The organism is Micromonospora rhizosphaerae (assembly GCF_900091465.1).
GTDB lineage: Bacteria > Actinomycetota > Actinomycetes > Mycobacteriales > Micromonosporaceae > Micromonospora > Micromonospora rhizosphaerae.
The window spans coordinates 4,560,303-4,581,239 of record NZ_FMHV01000002.1; the positions used below are offsets into that span (position 1 = coordinate 4,560,303).

Annotated in this window: 23 protein-coding genes; 5 read left to right on the forward strand and 18 right to left on the reverse strand. The window is 71.0% G+C overall.

What is annotated here, in order from left to right:
* Positions 1–26: 26 nt before the first annotated feature.
* Both GA0070624_RS21370 and GA0070624_RS21375 read right to left on the reverse strand, forming a co-directional pair.
* The gene (locus GA0070624_RS21370; protein WP_091343791.1) at positions 27–1,022 is read right to left on the reverse strand and encodes a helix-turn-helix transcriptional regulator; all 996 of its coding nucleotides are present in this window, start codon (positions 1,020–1,022) and stop codon (positions 27–29) included.
* Between the two features lie 186 nt (positions 1,023–1,208).
* Positions 1,209–1,628, reverse strand: a complete 420-nt coding sequence (locus GA0070624_RS21375) for a carboxymuconolactone decarboxylase family protein (RefSeq protein WP_091343794.1) — start codon at positions 1,626–1,628, stop codon at positions 1,209–1,211.
* A 243-nt stretch (positions 1,629–1,871) separates the two neighbouring features.
* Between GA0070624_RS21375 and GA0070624_RS21380 the strand changes: the two genes are divergently transcribed.
* On the forward strand, positions 1,872–2,870 hold the full coding sequence (locus GA0070624_RS21380; protein WP_091343796.1) for a tyrosine-type recombinase/integrase: 999 nt from the start codon (positions 1,872–1,874) through the stop codon (positions 2,868–2,870).
* Between the two features lie 75 nt (positions 2,871–2,945).
* Here the strand turns inward: GA0070624_RS21380 and GA0070624_RS21385 are convergent, their stop codons facing one another.
* The gene (locus GA0070624_RS21385) at positions 2,946–3,317 is read right to left on the reverse strand and encodes a VOC family protein (RefSeq protein WP_091343799.1); all 372 of its coding nucleotides are present in this window, start codon (positions 3,315–3,317) and stop codon (positions 2,946–2,948) included.
* A 144-nt stretch (positions 3,318–3,461) separates the two neighbouring features.
* Here GA0070624_RS21385 and GA0070624_RS21390 point away from each other — a divergent pair, with 144 nt between their 5' ends.
* A complete protein-coding gene (locus GA0070624_RS21390) occupies positions 3,462–3,920 on the forward strand; it encodes an Rv0361 family membrane protein (RefSeq protein ID WP_091343801.1) in 459 nt (152 codons plus the stop codon).
* A 10-nt stretch (positions 3,921–3,930) separates the two neighbouring features.
* Here the strand turns inward: GA0070624_RS21390 and GA0070624_RS21395 are convergent, their stop codons facing one another.
* The 4 genes from GA0070624_RS21395 to GA0070624_RS21410 form a co-directional block, all read right to left on the reverse strand.
* Complete coding sequence (locus GA0070624_RS21395) at positions 3,931–4,650, reverse strand: thymidine kinase (RefSeq protein WP_091343803.1); 720 nt, start codon at positions 4,648–4,650, stop codon at positions 3,931–3,933.
* A gap of 55 nt (positions 4,651–4,705) precedes the next feature.
* Positions 4,706–6,103, reverse strand: coding sequence for an MFS transporter (locus GA0070624_RS21400; protein WP_091343805.1), 1,398 nt, complete (start codon positions 6,101–6,103; stop codon positions 4,706–4,708).
* An 18-nt stretch (positions 6,104–6,121) separates the two neighbouring features.
* Positions 6,122–6,889 carry a glycerophosphodiester phosphodiesterase family protein gene (locus GA0070624_RS21405; RefSeq protein ID WP_091343807.1) on the reverse strand — a complete coding sequence of 256 codons (768 nt, stop codon included), beginning with the start codon at positions 6,887–6,889 and terminating at the stop codon, positions 6,122–6,124.
* Between the two features lie 107 nt (positions 6,890–6,996).
* The gene (locus GA0070624_RS21410) at positions 6,997–7,764 is read right to left on the reverse strand and encodes a lysophospholipid acyltransferase family protein (protein WP_091343809.1); all 768 of its coding nucleotides are present in this window, start codon (positions 7,762–7,764) and stop codon (positions 6,997–6,999) included.
* Positions 7,765–7,940: 176 nt separating this feature from the next.
* Between GA0070624_RS21410 and GA0070624_RS21415 the strand changes: the two genes are divergently transcribed.
* Positions 7,941–9,353: a cytochrome ubiquinol oxidase subunit I gene (locus tag GA0070624_RS21415; protein WP_218105243.1), complete on the forward strand. Its 1,413-nt coding sequence runs from the start codon at positions 7,941–7,943 to the stop codon at positions 9,351–9,353.
* A 14-nt stretch (positions 9,354–9,367) separates the two neighbouring features.
* The gene (gene cydB, locus GA0070624_RS21420) at positions 9,368–10,366 is read left to right on the forward strand and encodes a cytochrome d ubiquinol oxidase subunit II (protein WP_091343814.1); all 999 of its coding nucleotides are present in this window, start codon (positions 9,368–9,370) and stop codon (positions 10,364–10,366) included.
* A 65-nt stretch (positions 10,367–10,431) separates the two neighbouring features.
* On the opposite strand, the gene GA0070624_RS21425 is transcribed toward cydB, so the two are convergent.
* The 9 genes from GA0070624_RS21425 to GA0070624_RS21465 all read right to left on the reverse strand — a co-directional run bounded on the left by GA0070624_RS21425 (position 10,432) and on the right by GA0070624_RS21465 (position 18,998).
* Positions 10,432–11,187, reverse strand: coding sequence for a FadR/GntR family transcriptional regulator (locus GA0070624_RS21425; protein ID WP_091343815.1), 756 nt, complete (start codon positions 11,185–11,187; stop codon positions 10,432–10,434).
* Positions 11,188–11,193: 6 nt separating this feature from the next.
* Positions 11,194–12,240, reverse strand: a complete 1,047-nt coding sequence (denD, locus tag GA0070624_RS21430; protein WP_091343817.1) for a D-erythronate dehydrogenase — start codon at positions 12,238–12,240, stop codon at positions 11,194–11,196.
* Positions 12,237–13,040 (reverse strand): 2-oxo-tetronate isomerase, encoded by an 804-nt coding sequence (gene otnI, locus GA0070624_RS21435; protein ID WP_091343819.1) that lies wholly within the window; start codon positions 13,038–13,040, stop codon positions 12,237–12,239. Before otnI ends, denD begins: the two co-directional genes overlap by 4 nt.
* Before the next feature lie 37 nt (positions 13,041–13,077).
* Positions 13,078–14,388, reverse strand: a complete 1,311-nt coding sequence (locus GA0070624_RS21440; protein WP_091343820.1) for an MFS transporter — start codon at positions 14,386–14,388, stop codon at positions 13,078–13,080.
* A gap of 32 nt (positions 14,389–14,420) precedes the next feature.
* The gene (locus GA0070624_RS21445; RefSeq protein WP_091343822.1) at positions 14,421–15,098 is read right to left on the reverse strand and encodes a class II aldolase/adducin family protein; all 678 of its coding nucleotides are present in this window, start codon (positions 15,096–15,098) and stop codon (positions 14,421–14,423) included.
* Positions 15,098–16,387 carry a 3-oxo-tetronate kinase gene (gene otnK, locus GA0070624_RS21450; RefSeq protein ID WP_091343824.1) on the reverse strand — a complete coding sequence of 430 codons (1,290 nt, stop codon included), beginning with the start codon at positions 16,385–16,387 and terminating at the stop codon, positions 15,098–15,100. The genes GA0070624_RS21445 and otnK overlap by 1 nt, the downstream gene beginning before the upstream one ends.
* Positions 16,380–17,321, reverse strand: a complete 942-nt coding sequence (gene ltnD / locus GA0070624_RS21455; RefSeq protein WP_091343827.1) for an L-threonate dehydrogenase — start codon at positions 17,319–17,321, stop codon at positions 16,380–16,382. The genes otnK and ltnD overlap by 8 nt, the downstream gene beginning before the upstream one ends.
* Positions 17,322–17,791: 470 nt before the next feature.
* The gene (locus tag GA0070624_RS21460) at positions 17,792–18,469 is read right to left on the reverse strand and encodes a hypothetical protein (RefSeq protein ID WP_091343829.1); all 678 of its coding nucleotides are present in this window, start codon (positions 18,467–18,469) and stop codon (positions 17,792–17,794) included.
* A 67-nt stretch (positions 18,470–18,536) separates the two neighbouring features.
* Positions 18,537–18,998 carry a peroxiredoxin gene (locus GA0070624_RS21465; RefSeq protein ID WP_091343831.1) on the reverse strand — a complete coding sequence of 154 codons (462 nt, stop codon included), beginning with the start codon at positions 18,996–18,998 and terminating at the stop codon, positions 18,537–18,539.
* Positions 18,999–19,104: 106 nt separating this feature from the next.
* Here GA0070624_RS21465 and GA0070624_RS21470 point away from each other — a divergent pair, with 106 nt between their 5' ends.
* Positions 19,105–19,833, forward strand: coding sequence for an SDR family oxidoreductase (locus GA0070624_RS21470; RefSeq protein WP_091343834.1), 729 nt, complete (start codon positions 19,105–19,107; stop codon positions 19,831–19,833).
* 53 nt (positions 19,834–19,886) lie between these two features.
* On the opposite strand, the gene GA0070624_RS36465 is transcribed toward GA0070624_RS21470, so the two are convergent.
* Positions 19,887–20,012: an MFS transporter small subunit gene (locus GA0070624_RS36465; protein ID WP_281180995.1), complete on the reverse strand. Its 126-nt coding sequence runs from the start codon at positions 20,010–20,012 to the stop codon at positions 19,887–19,889.
* Positions 20,009–20,725, reverse strand: coding sequence for an MFS transporter (locus tag GA0070624_RS21475; RefSeq protein WP_245718920.1), 717 nt, complete (start codon positions 20,723–20,725; stop codon positions 20,009–20,011). The genes GA0070624_RS36465 and GA0070624_RS21475 overlap by 4 nt, the downstream gene beginning before the upstream one ends.
* Positions 20,726–20,937 lie beyond the last annotated feature (212 nt).

Below are 20,937 nucleotides of genomic sequence, written 5' to 3' on the forward strand. Positions count from 1 at the left end.
TCGTCACTCTGGAACTCGGCCAGCGCTCACGCGGGCGGCCGGTCGACCGGCGCGGGATACAGTCCGGCCAGCGCGTGCGCGGTTGCGGTGAACCGGTCCCGCAGCTCCGCCGGGGCGAGCACTTCCACCTCGGCGCCGAGCTTGAGCAGCTCGACGTGCCCCTGCTTGACCGATTCGATCGGCACCCTGGTGTGCACCCAGCCGTGCTCGTCGGGCTCACCGGCCGCGGCCCGGGCCGCCCGGCTCATCGCCGGCGGGAAGACGTACGTCATGAACTCCAGCGCCGCCACGGTCATCCGCACCCGGGCCTCGTCGCGGTAGACGCCCCGCTCGTAGCGGTCGGTCCACTCCCGCCAGTACGCGGCCAGATCGAAGTCGCCCGGCCGGTCGAACCGCTCGTCCCGCACCACCAGATCGAGCACCTCCGCGACCCGGTACGTGCGCAGCTGGTCGCCGGAGCGGGCCACCAGGTACCACCGGCCGGCCTTGAGCACCACGGCCAGCGGGGCGAGCAGGCGGGTCACCTCGCGCGGCGTCTTCCAGCGCCGGTAGCGCAGCTCGACCATCCGGTCCTCCCAGACCGCCCGGGCCAGCGCGGCCAGGTGCGGGGTCGGCTCCGGGTCCCGGAACCACCCCGGGGCGTCCAGGTGGAACCGCTGCCGCATCCGGCCACCCCGGTCGGCCAACTCGTCGGGGAGCGCGGCGAGCAGCTTCAGCTCCGCCGCGGCCAGCACCGGGCCGAGCCCGAGCTCGGCGGCAGGGCCGGGCATGCCGGCCAGGAAAAGCGCCTCCGCCTCCGAGGCGGTCATCCCGGTCAGCCGGGTCCGATAGCCCTCCAGCAGCCGGTATCCGCCGGCCGGGCCGCGGTCGGCGTACACCGGCACCCCGGCGGCGCCGAGTGACTCGACGTCCCGGTAGACGGTGCGGACCGACACCTCCAGGGCGTCGGCGAGTTCCTGGGCGGTCATCCGCCTCCGGGTCTGCAGGAGCAGCAGCAAGGAGACCAGCCGGCTGGCGCGCACCCGCCGACGGTAACGCCGCGCCCGACCGGCGCCGACACCGGGAAGGAGACTCACTCGCCGCCGCCGTCCACCGGCTGACAGATTCGGCCATGACACGCGGTCGCATCCGGCGGGAGGCCGCTTCGGCGCGGAGGGCACGATCGCCGAGGAGATTGCCGGCGTCCTCGCCTGCACCGGGCGACAAGCCTAGTCTTGCGCCGGGCGCTCGGCGAAGACTTCAGTTGCGACCTGGTAGCCGTCGAACGCGCGAGCCACGCCGGCATAGGCCGCGATCTGGATGAAGACCTCGACGATCTCCTCTTTCCTGGCTCCGCTGTTGAGGGCGATGCGGACCTGGCCACGCAGGGGCTCAAGAACGCCGAGCGTGGCCGCGATCGTCACGGACACGAGCGCCCGCGTCCGGGTGTCGAGGTGCTCCGTGCGCGGCCAGGCGTCGCCGAACGCGTGCATGGTCGCGATGCGCTTGAAGTCGTCCCCGTTGACCGGTTCGCCCGGTGCCGGGCCGAGGAAACGTTCCAGCCGGAAGCCCAGCAGAGTCTCGGCCGTGTCGAGCGCAGCCGCGTATCCGGCGTCCGACGTTGCGGGGGTGCCGTCACTCCTGGTCATGATGTCCTTTCTTCTTTCGGCCCCGTGGTTCCGAATCCAAGACAGCGTCGTGAGCGAAAGCCGCAATCCAATCGCACCACGGGTGGGATACCTAAATCCCTCCGTTTCCGCACGTTGCTGTCAGGAACGTCAGTTCCGCATTCCGGTCGGTTGACGGCGGAGGCGGCCTGACCGGAGTGCTGTCGGATACCCGTCGGGCGCGCCTCGTCGCGATTCGCGGCCGGGGCTGAGAACCTTTCTCACATGCTGCGTTCCGACGTCCCGGTGCTGCCCCGCACGTCGGCCCGACCCGCCCTGCCTGGCGGGCCGGCCAACTTCACCGAGGCGTGGCTGCGCAACCGGCGGCTGTCCGAGCACACCCGCGACGCGTACCGGCGGGACATCGCGGGCTGGCTGAGCTGGTGCGCCGGGCGGGGGCTGGACCCGCTGCGGGCGAACTTCCTCGACGTCAACGCCTACGGCCGGGCGTTGGAGTCCACTCTCGGCGTCCGCAGCGGACGGCCGCTCACCCCGGCCACCGTCGCGCGCCGGCTCTCCGCCCTGTCCAGCTGGTACGACTTCCTGGTCAAACTGCGCGCGGTCGACGCCAACCCGGTCTCCGGTGCCGACCGGCCTCGGATCGACCGGGACCACTCCGCCACCATCGGCCTCACCCCCGAGGAGGTCGACGCCCTGCTCGCGGCCGCCGAGGCGGAAGCCGGCCCGACCGCCGCGCGCAACCGCGCCGCCATCGCCCTCCTGGCCGACCTGGGCCTGCGGGTGGGCGAGCTGGTCTCACTCAACCTCGACGACCTCGGCGCGGAGCGGGGGCACCGCAGCGTGCGCTTCGTCGGCAAGGGCGGCAAGGTGCGCCGGCGGGCGTTGACCCCGGGCACCGCGTACGCGGTGGACGCCTACCTGGCGGGGCGGGCCGCCGCACAGCGGGTGACCGTGCCGGAGCTGACCGGTCCGCTGCTGGTCACCGCCACCGGCGCCCGCCTGGACCGGCACTCGGTGTTCCGGCTGGTGCGCCGGCTCGCCCGGGCGGCCGGGATCCCGGCGTGGGCGAAGCTGTCGCCGCACTCGCTGCGGCACGCCTTCGCCACCACCGCCCGCGCCGAGGGGGTGCCGCTGGAGGACGTGCAGGACGCCATGGGGCACGCCGATCCCCGCACCACCCGCCGCTACGACCGGGACCGGCACAACCTGGACCGCGACCCGGCGTACGTCATCTGGGCGGCCCGGGCCCGCCGCCGCGGCTGACGGCCCGGACAGCCCACTGCCATGACGCGGTTCGCCGGGTGAGCGCCACTCACCCGGCGAACCGGCCACCGGGGCTCAGCCCCGCGGGCGGGGACAGATGCAGAATGGCTGGCCGATCGGGTCGATCAGCACCACCCACCGCTCGCCGCCAGGCTGGAAGTCCGGCTTCGACGCGCCGGCCGCCACGAACTCCTTCTCGGCCAGGGCCAGGTCGTCCACGTACAGGTCGAGGTGGTAGCGCTTGCCGGCGGTCTCGTCCGGCCAGGTCGGCGGCGCGTAGCCCGGCACCAGCCCGAAGCCGATCGAGACGCCGTCCTTGCTGATCATGGCGTACTCGGCCTGGCTGTGGGTGATCTCCCAACCCAGGGCGCGGTGGTAGAACCCGGCGTGGGCGACCGGGTCGGAACTGTCGAGGTTGACCATGGCGAGGTCGGCGTTGACTGTCATGCCGGCCAGTCTGTCGACAGGATCCTGACACCCTCTGGCAGGTACTCGCGCCGACTTTCGGCAGAGCAGTTCCAGTTGCCGGGGCGCGCGGGACAGGGGCGAGTTTCCTGCGCGCCGGCCCGCGGTTCTCTACGGTCGGGGGTGATGGGCGAGGAGCAGCCCTGGACCCGGCCGGCCCGGCCCCGCCGGCCGGTGCACACCGGTCTGGTGCTGGGCGGCTGGGGGCTGGGCCTGTGTCTGGTCGGAGTGGCCGGTCTGGCCGTCTGGAACGTGCAGGTGGTGCTGCAGGCCAAGGGGCCGGTGCGGCAGACCGCCGAGGACTTCTTCCGGGAGGTCGCCGCCGGCGACACCGACCGGGCCTACGACAGGTTGTGCTCCGACACCCGCAGCCGGTGGAGCCAGGTCGGCTTCGGCAGCTGGGTGCGGACCCCGCCGCAGGTCAACGGCTGGGAGATCACCGACGTGTCAGTGGCCACCCTGGGTGGCCGTCCGCGGGGGACGGTGACCGTGCGGGTGACCCGCGACGGCGGCGACAGCGAGGAGCGCAAGCTGCCGGTGGTGCAGGAGCACGGAAAGTGGCGGGTCTGCGGCGATCCTTTCTGACCGGCGCGCGTCAGCCGCGGGGGCCGAGGTCGCCGCTGCGGTAGTGGCGGCGGCAGAGCACCTGGTAGCGGACCTCGGCGCTGTCCACGGTGTCGCCGATGACGACCTGTTCGCCCTCGCGGACCACCCGCCCCTCGACCACCCGGGCGTTGAGCAGGCCTTCCCGGCCGCACCAGCAGAGCACCTCGACCTGGATCCGGGCCACCTCGTCGGCCAGCTCGAACAGCCGTTGCGCGGCCGGGAACAGGCAGGAGCGGAAGTCGGTGGCCAGGCCGAAGGCGTACACGTCGACGTCGTAGTTGTCGACCAGTTCGGCCATCTGCTCGACGTGCTCCAGGTTGTAGAAGGACGCCTCGTCGCAGATCAGGTAGTCGACGCGTACCCCCTCGGCCCAGGCGCCGCGGACCAGGTCGCGCAGGTCGAGCGAGTCGGTGACCTCGATGGCGGAGTGGGCCAGGCCGATCCGGGTGGTGACCTGCGGGCCGAGCGACCGGTCGATGCGGGTGGTGACCAGGCCGCGCCGGCCCTGCCGGGCGTGGTTGTAGTTCATCTGCAGGGCCATCGTGGACTTGCCACAGTCCATCGGCCCCCAGAAGAACTTCAGCGCGGCGGCGTGCAGCGGCCGCCCGTCGACGGCGCGCGCCGCGGCGCAGCCACCGGCGAGGGGGTCGTCCGGGCCCGGGAGGGGTCGGGCCAGGCAGATCGGGGCGGCAGCGGCGTCGTCGGTCACGTCCGGGCAGCCTAGTCCATCGACCAGACCGGATCCGGTCGGCGCGTGGCCGGGCTCAGAGCACCCGGGGCGGCGTGTTGCCCGCGGCCACGATGGCCCGCCGGATCGGCACGGCGGCCAGCAGCAGGAACCCGACCACGAAGAAGATTAGCAGTGAGACCAGGCCCACCCGGTAGGAGGCGGTGAGCTGGAACACCAGGCCGAAGGCGAGCGGCCCGAGCCAGCTGGTGCCCTTGTCGCTGATCTCGTAGAAGCCGTAGTACTCGCCCTCCTTGCCGGCGGGGATGAGCTGGCTGAACAGCGACCGGCTCAGCGCCTGGCTGCCGCCGAGCACCAGCCCGATCGCCCCGCCGAGCAGCATGAACGGCAGCGGCTCCTCGGCGGGCAGCCGGAACGCGGCGATGATCACACCGATCCAGAGCACCAGACTGAGCAGCACGGTCTTCCACGCGCCGACGCGCCCGGCGAGCGCGCCGAGGGCGAGCGCCCCGCCGAAGGCGAGGAACTGCACCAGCAGGATCGTCGTGATCAGGGTGCTCTGCTCCAGCCGCAGCTCCTTGGTGCCGTACTGGCTGGCCAGGGTGATGACGGTCTGGATGCCGTCGTTGTAGACCAGGAAGGCGAGCAGGAAGAACAGCGTCAGCGGGTACGCCTTGATGTTCCGCAGGGTGTGGCCGAGCTGCCGGAACCCGTCGGCGACCACGTTGCGGCCGCCGGCCCGGGCCGCGACGGCGGCCGCGGCGGCGGGATGTTCGCGCAGCCAGCGCAGCGGCACCAGGGTGAACGCGGCCCACCACACGCCCGCCGACACGATCGACCAGCGGGCCAGGTCGAGGGTGCGCTGCGGGTTGCCCTCCTCGCTGAGCACGGTGATCGCGACCAGGTTGAGCGCGAGCAGCAGACCGCCGCCGAGATAGCCGATACCCCAGCCGCGGCTGGAGATGGCGTCGCGTTCGTCGGGGCCGCCGAGCTGCGGCAGGAACGAGTTGTAGACCACCACGGCCGCGCCGAAGGAGATGTTCGCGATCAGGAACAGCGCCCCGCCGAGCAGGTAGCGCCCGCCGGTCACGAAGGCCATCGCGATCGTCGCGGCGGCGCCGGTGAACGCGGCGGCGGCCAGCAGCCGCTTCTTGTGCGCGGAACGGTCCGCGATCGCACCCATCACCGGCAGCACGAAGACGGTGAGGAAGACGGACAACGAGATGAGGTACGGGTAGTAGGAGCCGGCGGCGACCCGGATGCCCAGCGGGTGCACGTACCCCTCACAGTGGTCCGCGCCGAGTTCGCAGCCGGCCGCCAGCTCGGTGACGGTGGTCAGGAACGGGCCGAGGAAGACCGTGATGACGGTGGTCTGGAAGGCAGAGTTGGCCCAGTCGTAGAAGTACCAGCCGGTGCGCTCGCGGCGGGTGCTCGACGGGGGCTCGTGCAGGGTGGGGCTGACCGTCTCGGCCATGGGCTCCTCTGCCAGGGTTCAGGCGGCCCAGTGGCCGCGGCTGCGGTAGACGTCGCGCAGCACGCCGACGTGATCGGTCATGATGCCATCCACACCAAGATCAAGTAAGTCGTGCATTTCGGCAGGATCGTCGATCGTCCAGACGTGCACCTGCAAGCCCAACCGGTGGCAGTACGCGAGGAACCGCCGGTCCACCACCGGGATACGCCCGTAGCGGACCGGGACCTGGGCGGCCACCACGGACGGCGGCAGCCGCAGCGACCGCCCGTGCAGGGAGGCCATCCGCAGCCGGGCCACCCCGCGCATGCCGAGGCTGGTGGCGACCTTCGGCCCGGCCTGCTCCCGCAGGCGGGTCAGCCGGGCGTCGCTGAACGAGGCGAGCAGCACCCGCTCCCCGGCGCCGGCCCGGGTCACCGTGTCCACCGTGGGCTGGACGCCGCGGTCGGCCTTGACGTCGATGTTGAACCGGACCTCCGGCCAGGCGGCGAGGACCTCGTCGAGCCGGGGCAGCACCGCGGCGCCGCCGACCCGTACCGAGGCCAGGTCGGCCCAGCGCAGGTCGGCGATGCGCCCGTGCTCGCCGGTGACCCGGTGCAGGGTGGCGTCGTGGAAGATCACCGCCACCGCGTCGGCGGTGGCGTGCACGTCGGTCTCCACGTACCGGTAGCCGAGCGCGATGGCGCGGGCGAACGCGGCGGCGGTGTTCTCGTCACCGTCCGCGGCGCCGCCCCGGTGGGCGAAGGCGAGCGGCGCGGGGGCGTCGAGGTAGCCGGAGCGGGGCAGCACGCAGCGCAGTATGCCTCCCGGCGGTGGCCGCAGGGTGACCGCCCGGCGGCCAGGGGGCGATCATCGGGGCGGCAGTTGTCGTGCGACGCCGCTACGGTCGCCGGCGGTCAGGCTGGTCGGCGCCGCCGGTGCGAGCGGGCGGTGTCCACCGGGCGGCTGGGGTCGACGTGGCGGGGGCGGTCCGGCTCGTCGGGGCGCAGCGGGATCAGTTCGTCCGTGATCGCGTCGATGATCCGGTCGATGGCCTGCCGGGCCGCGCCAGGCGTGCCGGGGTCACGCAGGTGGACCGGGTCGCCGAAGTGCACCCGGATCAGCGGCCGGCGCACCAGCGCCCGGGCGAGTCCGCGCAGCACCCCCTGAGGCGTCGTCCGGTACGGCAGCACCTCGTGGGAGCCCCACTGGGCCACCGGGATCACCGGGGCGCCGCTGGCGAAGGCGAGCCGGGCGGCGCCGGTCTTGCCGCGTTCGGGCCACATGCCGGGGTCCAGGCCGATCCTCCCCTCGGGATAGACCAGGATCACCGAGCCGGCGGCGACCGCCGCGGCGGCGTCGTCGAGGGCCTGGTGGACCGAGGCGGTGCCCCGGTTGACGCGGATGTGCCCGGCGCGGCGCATGGCCGACCCGACCACGGGGGCCCGGAACAGCCCTCCGGTGGCCATGAACCGGGGAGCGACGTCCCGGGCGCGGGAGGCGGCGGCGAGCACCACCGGGTCGAACGGGCTGATGTGGTTGGCGGCCAGGATGAGCGGCCCGCGGCGCAGGTCGGCCGGCACGTCGCCGGTGACCTCAAGGCGGGCGAAGAGGCCCACGATGCCGCGGGCGAGCAGTTGGGCGGCGCGCCAGATCAGCGGCGGCCGCCAAGCGGTGCTGTTCATCAGTGCTGGATGGTCGCACGGGCCGGGGTGACGGTGGGGCCCGATCCCGGGCCGGGCGGCAGAGGTGATCAGGGTCATTGGTCCCGGGTCGGGTCGGGACCCCCGGCCCTGCCGCTGTTCTACGACGCCCGGTAGTATTTACTACGTCTCGTAGTATGCACGGCTGGGGGTTTCAGGTGGACGCGTTGGACGTCGCCCGCTGGCAGTTCGGTGTCACCACCGTCTACCACTTTCTCTTCGTGCCGTTGACCATCGGCCTGTCGATCCTGGTGGCCATCCTCCAGACCCTGTGGCACCGCACCGGCAACGAGCGCTACCTCAAGCTCACCAAGTTCTACGGCAAGCTCTTCCTGATCAACTTCGCGATGGGCGTGGTCACCGGCATCGTGCAGGAGTTCCAGTTCGGCATGAACTGGAGCGACTACTCCCGCTTCGTCGGCGACATCTTCGGCGCGCCCCTGGCCATCGAGGCGCTGGTCGCGTTCTTCCTCGAGTCGACCTTCATCGGCCTGTGGATCTTCGGCTGGGACCGGCTGCCGAAGCGGCTGCACCTGGCCGCCATCTGGGCCGCCGCGATCGGCACCAACCTGTCCGCGTACTTCATCCTCGCCGCGAACTCGTTCATGCAGAACCCGGTCGGCTACCGGGTCAACCCGACCACCGGCCGGGCCGAGCTGACCGACTTCGGCGCCGTGCTCACCAACAAGGTCGCGCTGGTCACCTTCCCGCACACCCTGGCCGGCGCGTTCCTGGTCGCCGGCTCGCTGATCGTCGCCGTCGGCCTGTGGCACGTCATCCGCAACTCCGGCAGCGCCGACACCGGCGCCTACCGGTTCGCCACCAAGTTCGGCGCCTGGGTGGTCATGGTCGCCTCGGCCCTGGTGCTGATCACCGGAGACACTCAGGGCAAGATCATGACCGAGGTGCAGCCGATGAAGATGGCCGCCGCCGAGGGCCTCTACACCACCGAGAGCCCCGCCTCGTTCTCCGTATTCACCGTCGGCAGCCTCGACGGCAGCCGCGAGGTCTTCGCCCTCAAGATCCCGTACCTGCTGTCGTTCCTCGGCACCGGCGACCCCAACGGCACGGTGCAGGGCATCAACGACCTGCAGGCCCAGTACGCCAGCCAGTACGGCGCCGGCAGCTACACCCCGATCATCCCGGTCACCTACTGGAGCTTCCGCTTCATGATCGGCTTCGGGCTGACCGCCGCCGCAATCGCCCTGCTGGTGCTCTGGGCGCAGCGCAAGGGCCGCACCCCGACCAGCCGGTGGCTGCTGCGCGCCGGGCTGGTCATGCCGGTGCTGCCCCTGCTAGCCAACTCCTTCGGCTGGATCTTCACCGAGATGGGCCGCCAGCCGTGGATCGTCTTCGGCGAGATGCTCACCCGCAACGGCGTCTCCCGGAGCGTCTCGCTGACCGAGGTGCTCACCTCGTTCACCGCCTTCACCCTGATCTACGCCGCCCTCGCCGTCGTCGAGTTCAGGCTGCTGGTCCGCTACGCCAAGGCCGGCGTCCCCGACCTCACCCCGGCCCCCGTTGACGACGACACCGACGACGCCGAGCGCCCGCTGGCGTTCGCCTACTGATCCCGGAGCCCATCGTGGAACTGACGACCGTCTGGTTTCTCCTCGTCGCCGTGCTCTTCACCGGCTACTTCATCCTCGAAGGCTTCGACTTCGGCGTCGGCATGCTGCTGCCCGTGCTCGGCCGCGACGACCGGGAACGGCGCGTCCTGATCAACACCATCGGCCCGGTCTGGGACGGCAACGAGGTCTGGCTGATCACCGCCGGTGGTGCCATGTTCGCCGCCTTCCCCGAGTGGTACGCCACCCTCTTCTCCGGCTTCTACCTGCCGCTGCTGCTGATCCTGCTGGCGTTGATCGCCCGGGGCGTCGCCTTCGAGTACCGGCACAAGCGGCCCGAGGCGTCCTGGAAGCGCCGCTGGGATCAGGCGATCTTCTTCGGCTCGCTGCTGCCGGCGATCCTGTGGGGCGTCGCCTTCGCCAACATCCTGCGCGGCGTGCCGCTGGACGCCGACCACGAGTACGTCGGCGGCCTGCTCGACCTGCTCAACCCGTACGCCCTGCTCGGCGGGGTGACCACCCTCGGGCTGTTCCTGACCCACGGCGCGGTGTTCATCGCCCTGAAGACCACCGGTGAGATCCGCGAGCGCGCCGGCGCCCTGGCGGTGCGCCTCGGCGTCGGCACCGCCGTGGTCGCGGTGGCGTTCCTGGCCTGGACGCTGACCATCCGCTCCAGTGTGGCCGCCGTCGTGCTCGCCGTCGGCGCGGCCCTCGCCCTGGTCGGTGGTCTGGCCGCCGCCCGGGTACGCCGGGAGGGCTGGGCGTTCACCGGCACCGCCGTGGCGATCGCCCTGGCCGTGGCGACCCTGTTCGCGGCGCTGTTCCCGAACGTGCTGCCGTCGACCCTGGACGCCGCCGGCACGCTGACCGTCAGCAACGCCTCCTCCACCCCGTACACCCTGAAGATCATGGCCTGGGTGGCGGTGGTGTTCACCCCGATCGTGCTGGCCTACCAGGGCTGGACGTACTGGGTGTTCCGCAAGCGCATCGGGGTGGCGCACATCCCGCAGCACTGAGCGACGCGTGCGGGGCCGGTGCCAGGGGGTCGCACCGGCCCCGCGGGGCGTTTCAGCCCCGGCGGTCAGAGGGAGTTGCTGAGGCCGCCGTCGAGGCCGGCCGCCTCATTCCAGAAGTTCTCTCCAGCGTCCTGGAGTCGTTCGGCGGCCCGCCTCATGTGCATGCGCGCGGCGGCCGCCGCGGCCGAGGAGTCGCCGGACTCGATGGCCTCGGCGATGGCGTGGTGCTCGCGCCGGACCTGCTGGATGAAGTCGTCGCGCCGGGCCTCGTTGGCGCGGGTGACGCGGATGCCGCCGCGCATGACCTCGCCGAGGTAACCCAGCGTCGCGACAAGGACGGGATTGTGGGTCGCCTCCGCGATGCAGCGGTGGAACGCCAGGTCCTCGTCCACGCCGTCACGGCCCTCGGCGACGGCCGAGTCGATGGCGACGAGCGCCTCCCGTATCCGCGCCACGTCGTCGGCCGTCACCCGTGCGGCCGCGAGAGCTGCGGCCTCGGCCTCGATGGCACGCCGGACCTCGACGATCTGGAGGACCTTCGCCCTTGTCTCCAGGGCCTCCATCGACAGGTCGAGCGGCTCCGTCCGTGGGGCCATGACGAAGACGCCCAGCCCCTGCCGGGGCTCGACCAGTCCGGCGTTGCGCAGCCGCGAGACGGCCTCCCGGACCACCGTACGGCTCACGCCCAGCTGCTTGACGAGCTCGACCTCGGTCGGGAGCTTGCCGCCGACGGCGAGACGCCCGGAGCGGATCTCGTCGGTGAGGAGCTCGGCGACGCGGTCGGCCAACCGGACGGGGCCACGCACCTTGGGAAGCACCATCCGAGTCTATCCACCCATCGTTTCGGATCCCGGGTGCGCCAGCACCGCCGGGGACACCGCATCGCGGTGGTCACCGAGGTACTGGCGCACGACGGACTCGAAGTCGGGATCCGGTGAGAGGCCCAAGGTCGCCGCCCGGGTGTTGTCGAACACCGCGGGCCAGGAGGCGACGATGGCCTCGACGGCGGGGTCAGGGGCGAACGTCACGAGATCGGCGACCGCATCCCCGGCGACGCGTCGAAGCGTGTCGAGCATCTCGGACACGGTCACGGTGAGCGCCGGAAGGTTGACCGGGAGGCGGCCGACGAGCTGCCCCTGCCGGTGGCCGCGGTCGGCTTCAGCGACGGCGAGGATCCCCTTGACCGTGGTCCGCGGCGAGGCGAGGGCGACGCGAAGGTCAGGATCGACAGGGCAGGTGGCGGGACTGCCCGCCAGGGGCTCGCGGATGATTCCGGAGAGGAACCCGGAGGCAGCGGCATTCGGCTTGCCCGGCCGGATCGCCACGGTCATCAGCCGTGCGACGCGTCCGTCGACGAAGTCCTTGCGGGTGTAGTCGGCGATGAGCTGCTCGCACAAGAGCTTCTGGGTGCCATAGCTCGACTGGGGCGTGGCGAGGGTCGACTCGCTCACGGGCGAGCGCAGCGGAAGGGAGTCGTCCGACCCGTACACCGCGACGCTGCTGGAGAAGAAGACGACGGGGACCGGCCCGCCCGACTCGCTCTGCCGCCGCGCCGAGTCCAGCAGGGTACGCGTCGAGTCGAGGTTGGCCCGGATCCCGAGGTCGAAGTCTGCCTCCGACTCGGCGGAGACTGCCGACGCCAGGTGGATGACGACGTCGACGGGTTCGGCGAACAGGGCGTCGAGGGAGGCGAGCAGGTCGCCCTCGACCACGCGGACGCGGGGGTCGGCTGCGATGGGGAGGTCACGTCGGACGAAGCGGTCGGCAAGGACCACCTCGCTGATGGCCGTGCCGCGGAACGAACCTCGGGCCAGCAGCTCGGCGGCCACCTGGATGCCGATGAAGCCGAAACCACCGGTGATGACGATCCTCATGCCGACACCCCCTGCCAGGCGGTGAGCCAGCCCAAGCCCTCACTCGTGCCGGCTCGTGGGCGGTACTCGCAGCCGATCCAGCCGTCATAGCCGAGGTCGTCGATGACGCTGAACAGGTAGGGCACGTTGAGTTCTCCCGTGTCGGGCTCGTGGCGGTCCGGGACGCCGGCCACCTGGAGGTGACCGACGCGCCCGGTGGGCAGGTCGCGGCGCAGGGTCGTGGTGAGGTCGCCCTCGACGATCTGGCAGTGGTAGAGGTCGAGCTGCACCTTGAGGTTCGGCGCCCCGATGCGCTCGACGATCTCGTGCGCGTCCCGCTGACCGCAGAGCAGGTAGCCGGGCATGTCGCGCGGGTTGATCGGCTCGATGAGCACGTCGACTCCCGCGTGGGCGGCCTGCTCGGCCGCCCACGCGAGGTTGCCCTGGTAGACGTCGAGCCTGCGCTCCCGGTCGCGGGCATCCTCGGTGGACGGCACGAGGCCGGCCATGACGTGGATGCGCGACGACCCCAGCCCCGCGGCATACTCGAGGGCCTGACCGAAGGAGGAGTGGAACTCCGCCTCGCGGCCCGGGATCGAGGCGATGCCCCGCTCCCCGGCAGCCCAGTCGCCGGGAGGCGCGTTGAACAGCACCTGCCGAAGCCCGTGGTCGTCCAGACGAGTCCGCAGCTCGGAGACGTCGTGGTCGTAGGGGAAGAGGTACTCCACACCCTGGAACCCGTCCGCCGCGGCGGCGGCGAAACGATCCAGGAATTCGTGCTCGGCGTACATCATCGACAGGTTTGCCGCGAATCTGGGCATGAGGGCTTCCTTCGGGAAGAGCTGTGCGGCCGGGTCGTCAGCGGTTGACGACGTCCTTCTTGGTGGTGAGGACGACGGCGGCGCCGACGGCCAGAACCAGAGCCAGGATGTACATCGGGGTCTCGATGGATCCCGTGGCGTCCTTGATGGCACCGATCATGTACGGGCTGACGAAGCCGGCGAGGTTGCCGACCGAGTTGATCACCGCGATGCCAGCTGCCGCAGCCGTACCGCCGAGGAACGACGTGGGCAGCGACCAGAACAGCGGGGCACAGGTCAGCACGCCGGCGGCCGCGATCGACAGGGCGACGAGGGACAGGGCGGTCGAGCCGCTCCACGCTGAGGCGAGGGTGAAGCCGACCGTTCCCATCAACGCGGGGACGACGAGGTGCCAGCGCCGCTCGCGACGCTTGTCGGCCGACCAGCCGAAGAGGTTCATCGCAACGAGGGCGGCGAGGTAGGGAATCGCGCTCAGCACGCCGACGGCCAGGGCTCCCTCGATACCGGTCGACTTGACGAAGGTGGGCATCCAGAACGTCAGGGCGTACTGGCCCATGACGAAGCAGAAGTAGATGAGGGACATGAGCCACACCTTCGGCTCCTTGAACGCGGTCCACAGGGGTGCGTGGACGTCCTTGTGCGCGCTGTCCTGCGCGATCGCGGTCTCGACGAGCTGCTTCTCCTCCTCGTCGAGCCACTTGGCGCTGCGCACGCCGCTGTCGAGGTAGAACAGCGTCCAGATGCCGACCAGGACAGCAGGGATCGCCTCGAGGAGGAACATCCACTGCCAGCCCTGCAGGCCGTTCCGGCCGTCGAACTGGTCCATGATCCAGCCGGAGAGCGGGTTGCCGAAGATGCCGGCGAGCGGAATCGCGGACATGAACAGGGCGATGACCTTGGCGCGACGCTGCGACGGGAACCAGTAGGTGCAGTAGAGGATCACGCCCGGGTAGAAGCCGGCCTCGGCGGCACCGAGCAGGAAGCGCAGGACATAGAAGATCGCCTCGTTGGTCACGAACATGAAGGCCGCGGACACGAGCCCCCAAGTGATCATGATCCGGGCGATCCAGACCCTGGCCCCGACCTTCTGCAGCAGGACGTTGGACGGGACCTCGAAGATGAAGTAGCCGATGAAGAACAGTCCGGCTCCGAGACCGAAGGCTGCCTCGCTGAAGCCCAGGTCGTCCGACATCTGGAGCTTGGCAAATCCGACGTTGACCCGGTCGAGGTACGAGACGACGTAGCAGAGCATGAGGAACGGGACGACCCGCAGGACGACCTTGCGGAACACCGCGTTCTCCCGCTGTCGGTCGACGGCGGCGGTGGGTTGGGAGACTGAGGTGGACATGCGACCTCTCCATGTGGGGGACGGGAGTGGTGTCACCAGGGCGCGCGGAACATGTCCTTGAGCTCCTGGATCGCTTCGGGGGTGAGTGGATCCGGTTGGCGGTTGGTGAGGAGCCAGAGTTTGGCCGTTTCCTCGAGCTCTTCGAGAACGGCCATGGCGGCCGCCGCGGAGGGACCCCAGACCACGGGCCCGAGGCGCTCGAGCATCACCGCGCCGAGCCGGATGCCGCGGCGGGCGCTCGTGACGATGGCTTCCTCGACGAGATCGACGACGGCAGGGTCGCCCGGACGGTGGTAGGGGATGAGCGGGACGTGCCCGACCTTCATGACGTAGTAGGGCGTGATCGGCGGGAGGATGTCCTCGGGGGAGTGGACACCCGAGAGCGTCAGCGCCACGAGGTGCGTCGAATGGGTGTGGATGACGAACGCCGCGTCGGACGTGGCCGCGTAGATCCTGCGGTGCAGCGCGACGGTCTTGCTGGCGCGCTCTCCTGAGCGCTGCCGCCCCTCGCTGTCGACGACAGCGATCCGCTGCGGCTCGAGGAAGCCCAGAGCGGCATCGGTCGGGGTGATGAGGACATCGTCGCCGACCCGGGCGCTGAGGTTGCCGGCGCTCGCATGGACGTATCCGCGCTGGTAGAGGCTGATACCGACCCGGACGATCTGCTCCCGAGCCGCGTCGATGAGGGTCTCGTCGAGGACCTGCTCCATCAGGCGTTGCTCCTTTCGAGCACGGCGAAAGCCTTGGTAAAGAAGTCCGGTGTGCCGAAGTTGCCGGACTTGAGTGCCACGTGCAGCGTCTCGCCGCCGGCGAGCGGCGCGGCGCACCACGGCACACCGGGGTCGATCTGCTCGCCGATGCGGAGCTGATCGACACCGAGCGCCTGGATGACCGCCCCTGACGTCTCGCCGCCGGCGACGATGAGCTGGCGCACGCCCCGGTCGACGAGTCCCCGGGCGATGCGCCCGAGCGCGTCCTCGACGAGCGCCCCCGCCTCCACCGCCCCGAGCCGGCCTTGTACCGACCTGACGCCTTCCGGACCGTCCGTCGAGTACACGAGGACCGGCCCGGACGCGAGATGCTGGTCGGCGAACTCGAGCGCCTGCCCGACGACGTCCTGCCCGCTTCCGATGCTGAGCGGGTCGACCGAGTATGCCGGCAGGCCGCGTCGGAGGTAGTCGCTCACCTGGCCGTTGGTGGCCTCCGAGACCGAACCCGAGATCACGGCCTGGTGACCCGTGGTCGGCGGCAGGGCCGAGGCGGATCTCGAGGGCACGATGCCCCAGTTGGCCGGGAGTCCGATGGCGACACCGGAGCCGGCTGTGACGAGCGGCATACCGGCGAGGGCAGGTCCGAGTCGGAGCAGGTCGTCGTTGCTCACCGCGTCAACGATGGCGATGCCCACGCCTTCGCTGCGCAGCTGCTCGACACGCGCGCGGATCGCGGAGTCGCCCTGGCTGACAACGCGGTGGTCGATCAGTCCGACGGGCCTCGTGGCCTGCGCGGCCAGGATCCTGACGAGGTTGGCATCGGTCATCGGGGTGAGCGGGTGGTGTCGCATCCCGCTGTCACTGAGCAGAACGTCACCGACGAACAGGTGACCCTTGAAGACCGTTCGCGCGTTGTCCGGGAAGGCGGGCGTGGCGATGGTGAAGTCGGTGTCGAGGGACTTCATGAGTGCCTCGGTGACCGGGCCGATGTTCCCGGTAGGAGTGGAGTCGAAGGTCGAGCAGTACTTGAAGTAGATCTGTTCGGCACCCGCCGCCCGCAGCCAGGCGAGGGCGGCGAGGGACACGTCCACGGCCTCTGCGGCCGGGATGGTTCGTGACTTCAGCGCGATGACGACCGCGTCGGCGTCCACGCTCTCCGCGATCGAGAGGTCGGGCACGTTGATCATCTGCACGACGCGCATGCCGGCGCGGACGAGGTTGTTGGCGAGGTCGGTCGCACCGGTGAAGTCGTCGGCGATGCAGCCCAGCTTGAGCCCCTTGTCAGGCATCTGACGTCACCTCGCCGGACGGCTCGGCAGGTACCGGCAGGTCGACCCCCGGGAAGATCTTGATGACGGCGCTGTCGTCCTCCCGGCCCAGTCCCGCGGCAGACGCCTGGAGGAACATCTGGTGGGCCGCCGCGGCGAGTGGAAGGGGCGCCCGCAGGGGTGCCGCGCTGTCGAGGACGAGCCCGAGGTCCTTGACGAAGATGTCCACCGCCGAGAGGGGGGTGTAGTCGCCCGCCAGGACATGGGCCATCCGGTTCTCGAACATCCACGAGTTGCCGGCGCTGTGGGTGATGACCTCGTACAGGTCCTCCGCGCGCACCCCCGCCTTGATGCCGAGCGCCATCGCCTCGCTCGCCGCGGCGATGTGCACCCCGGCGAGCAGCTGGTTGATGATCTTCACCTTCGAGCCGGCTCCGGCGGTGTCGCCCAGGCGGTAGACGGTCTGGCTCATCGCCTCGAGCACCGGGTCGGCGATGGCGTAGGCCTCGGGGGCACCGGATGTCATCATGGTCAGCTCTCCAACGGCGGCCTTGGCCGCACCGCCGGAGATCGGGGCGTCGAGATAGCGGATGTGCCGCTCGGCGAGTCGGCGCTCGAGGGCGATCGACCACTGCGGGTCGACCGTCGAGCACATCACGAACACGCTGCCCGGGCGGAGCCGTTCCGCGGCGCCGTCGACACCGAACAGGACCTCCTCCACCTGGGCGGCGTTGACGACCACGCTGACCAGGACGTCCACGGTCTCGGCGAGTCGAGCCGGGGAGGTGAACGCAGTCCCGCCGTCGCGGGCGAACGATGCGGACGCCTCGGACCGGACGTCGAAGACGCCGACCTCGAAGCCCGCGGCACGCAGCGAGGCCGCCATGCCCATCCCCATCGCGCCGAGCCCGATCACTCCGACCCGTTTTGGCGCCATCCTCGCGGCGTCGTGCATGCCGTGCGCTCCGTCTCCATTGGTTCGTCACCCGGATCTCATCAGGTCATATGATGACCTGATGAGGCACGCTAGCGCGTGACGTAGAACACCACAAGGTGTCGGGGCGGACCGCCTCATCCAGGCGACCCCTGCGAACCGACGATGCGGGCTGCGGCCAGCGTGGACAACGGAAAACGCAGCTCGGCTCCTACGGTGGCGCCCTCGCCACGCTGGCCGAACTAGAGAAGCACCAATGAGATCATCGGATCGACTCGACGGGTGTTCTCGGTCGGCGGCACACACCGGCGACGACGGTGGCTGGCGCTGGCTCACCCACGACGAGATCAGCGATGGCGTCTACCGGGTCGTGGCCGGCGCGACCGGCGGGCAACTCAGCGGCGTCACGACCATCGGGGACGGCCGACCTACGGCCGGCCCTCACGAGTGCGGCCGGGAGAACCGGGCGCGGCAACGGCCGTGGCCGGTGGTCACTGGGCCTCGCGCAGCTCCGCCAGTCGTGCCTCGATCTCGGCCAGTTCGGCGCGCAGCTTCTCGGCCTGCTGCTCCGCCTCCGCCCGCTCGGCGGCCAGGATCTGCTCGACCGCCTCCTGCACCCCGGGCACGTCCACCAGCGCCACCATCCGCAGCGCCTCCGCCGGCTTCACCACGTACGGCTTGGCGAGGACCTTGCTGCCCTGCTGCGCCGCCACGGTCCACTCACCCTCGGCGTACGCCAACGTCACCGTCAGACCCGCCGGGCCCTTCGGCTTCGCCGCCTTCACCCCCCGACGCGCCGGCTTCGCCTCCGCCTGCTCCACCTTCTGCTCCTCCCGACGCGGCGCCGGCACCGGCGGCGTGTCCAGCACGAACTCCGGCTCCGCCGGCGCCGCCGGCTCCTCGACCGCCGGCTTCGGCTCCGCCGCCTTCCGGCCCGCGCCCCGCGGCGCGATTGCCACGTCGGCGGGGGAGAAGGGCAGCTCGTCCCGGCCGAACCGGACCACCAGGAACTCGTCGGAGACCTCCGGATCGGTCAACTCCACCACCTGACCGACCTGACCGGCGATCTGCCCCGCGGCGGCGGTGAACACCACCTTCGGCTTACGACCCGCGGCCAACGCCTCCCGGATGCTCCGCACCTCGTCAGTGGACAAACCCTGGCCCGCCATCACTGCCCTCTTCCGTACCCACGTCTGATGGCAGCCTTGATACCAGGCGGGTACGACACCGGAAAGATCAACCCCCCAACGCCCGCAGCGCGGCGTCGGCGTGCTCGTTCATGCTCAGCTCGCTGTGCACCACCGCCAGCGCCCGGCGATCCTGACCGATCACGAACGTCATCCGCCGCGTGCTCAACGCCCCCAACGGCAACCGCCGCCGCACCCCGAACGCCTCCGCCACCACACCGTCGACGTCCGACAGCAGCGGATAGTCGAACCCGTGCCGCCGGGAGAACTCCGCCTGCTTCGACACCGGGTCCCGGCTGATTCCCACCCGCTGCGCGCCCACCGCCGCGAACTCCGCCGCCAGGTCCCGGAAGTGGCAGCTCTCCGCGGTACACCCCCGCGTCATCGCCGCCGGGTAGAAGAACAACACCACCGGGCCGGCGGCCAGGAACTCCGACAACCGCCGCGGCGTGCCCGTCTCGTCCGGCAGTTCGAAGTCCTCGACCAGGTCACCGACACCCACACCCGCCACCGCGCACCTCCACCGCTGATCGACCCGCCGCTGTGATCATCCTCTCCGCCGCCGGAGCGGGCGCACCGGGGTAACGTCGCGGCGAAGCCACGGCAGGAGAGGTCCCTTGAATCCCGTCACCATCATCACCGGCGGCAGCCGCGGCATCGGCGCCGCGACCGCCCGCCGGCTCGCCGCCGCCGGCCACGACGTCGCCATCGGCTACCGCCGCGACCAGGCCGCCGCCGACGCGGTCGTCGCCGACATCCACGCCGCCGGCCGCCGCGGCATCGCCGTCCGGGCCGACACCACCGACCCCGACCAGGTGCGGCAGCTCTTCGACGCCGCCGCGGACCTCGGCCCGCTCACCGGCCTGGTCAACAACGCCGGCATCACCAGCCCGATCGGCCCCTTCGTCGACCTGCGCCCCGACGACCTGCGCCAGGTCGTCGACGTCAACCTCATCGGGTACGTCCTCTGCGCCCAACAGGCCGCCCGCCGGATGGCCCGCGGCGGCGCCATCGTCAACGTCTCCTCCTCCGCCGCCACCCTCGGCAGCCCCGGCGAATACATCCACTACGCGGCCGTCAAGGCCGCCACCGACACCCTCACCATCGGCCTGGCCAAGGAACTCGCCCCGCACGGCATCCGGGTCAACGCCGTCGCCCCCGGCGTCATCCGCACCGACATCCACGCCCTCTCCGGCGTACCCGACCGGGCCGACAGCGCCGCCGGACGCATCCCCATGGGCCGCGCCGGCGAACCCGACGAGATCGCCGGCGCCATCGCCTGGCTGCTCGGCCCCGACGCCTCCTACACCACCGGCGCGGTGCTCCGCGTCGCCGGCGGCCTCTGACCGTCCCCGTCATGACAAACGGCCCGGGGGAGTGAGCCCCCGGGCCGCCCCGGTCAATGGGTGAACAACTTCGCCGCCGTGATGGCCGTCTGCACCACGCCGTAACCCAGCAGCACCGACACCACCAACCAGGAAATCCACAACCGGGCCTGCTGCCGGTGCTGGTTGACCTCGTTCATCGCGTACCGCTCCTTTCCGCCGTCGCCGGCTCCGTGGCTTCATCCGCGTCCCGGCCCGCCGCCGGCTCGTGGAACCGCTCCGGCACCGGCCGGATCAACAGGTTGGCGATGAACCCCACCGCGAGCACCCCGACCATCGTGAACAACGCCGGCCGGTACGCCGCCGCGGTCAACGTCCCCGGCTTGCCCTGGGCGTCCAGGAACCCGTTGACGATCAGCGGCCCGGCGACCCCCGCCGCCGACCACGCCGTCAGCAGCCGCCCGTGGATCGCCCCCACCTGGAAGGTGCCGAACAGATCCCGCAGATACGCCGGCACGGTGGCGAAACCGCCTCCGTAGAACGACAGGATCACGCACGCCAGCAGCACGAAAAACGCCGTCGCCGTCTGCCCGACCAGGGCCAGCAGCGTGTACAGCACCATGCCGACGCCCAGGTACAGCAGGTAGATCGGCTTCCGCCCGATCAGGTCCGACGTCGACGACCACACGAACCGACCCGCCATGTTGAACAGCGACAGCAGCCCCACGAAGCCACCCGCCGCCGCCACCGACACCGTCGACGTGCCGCCCTCCCGGAAGAAGTCCTGGATCATCGGGCTGGCCTGCTCCAGGATCCCGATCCCGGCGGTCACGTTGCAGAACAGCACCACCCACAGCAGCCAGAACGATCGGGTCTTCACCGCGTTCGCCGCCGACACGTTCGCGGTGGTCACCAGCGGCCAGCCACACCAGCGCGCCGCCCGAGGCCGTCGAGCCCGCGTTCGCCGGGTCGTAACCCGGGTCGTAGAACGACAGCAGCTGCCGCGACAGGGGAGAGGCCACCATCGCGCCACCGCCGAAGCCCATGATCGCCAGCCCGGTCGCCAGGCCCGGCCGGTCCGGGAACCACTTGATCAACGTGGAGACGGGGGAGATGTAGCCGATC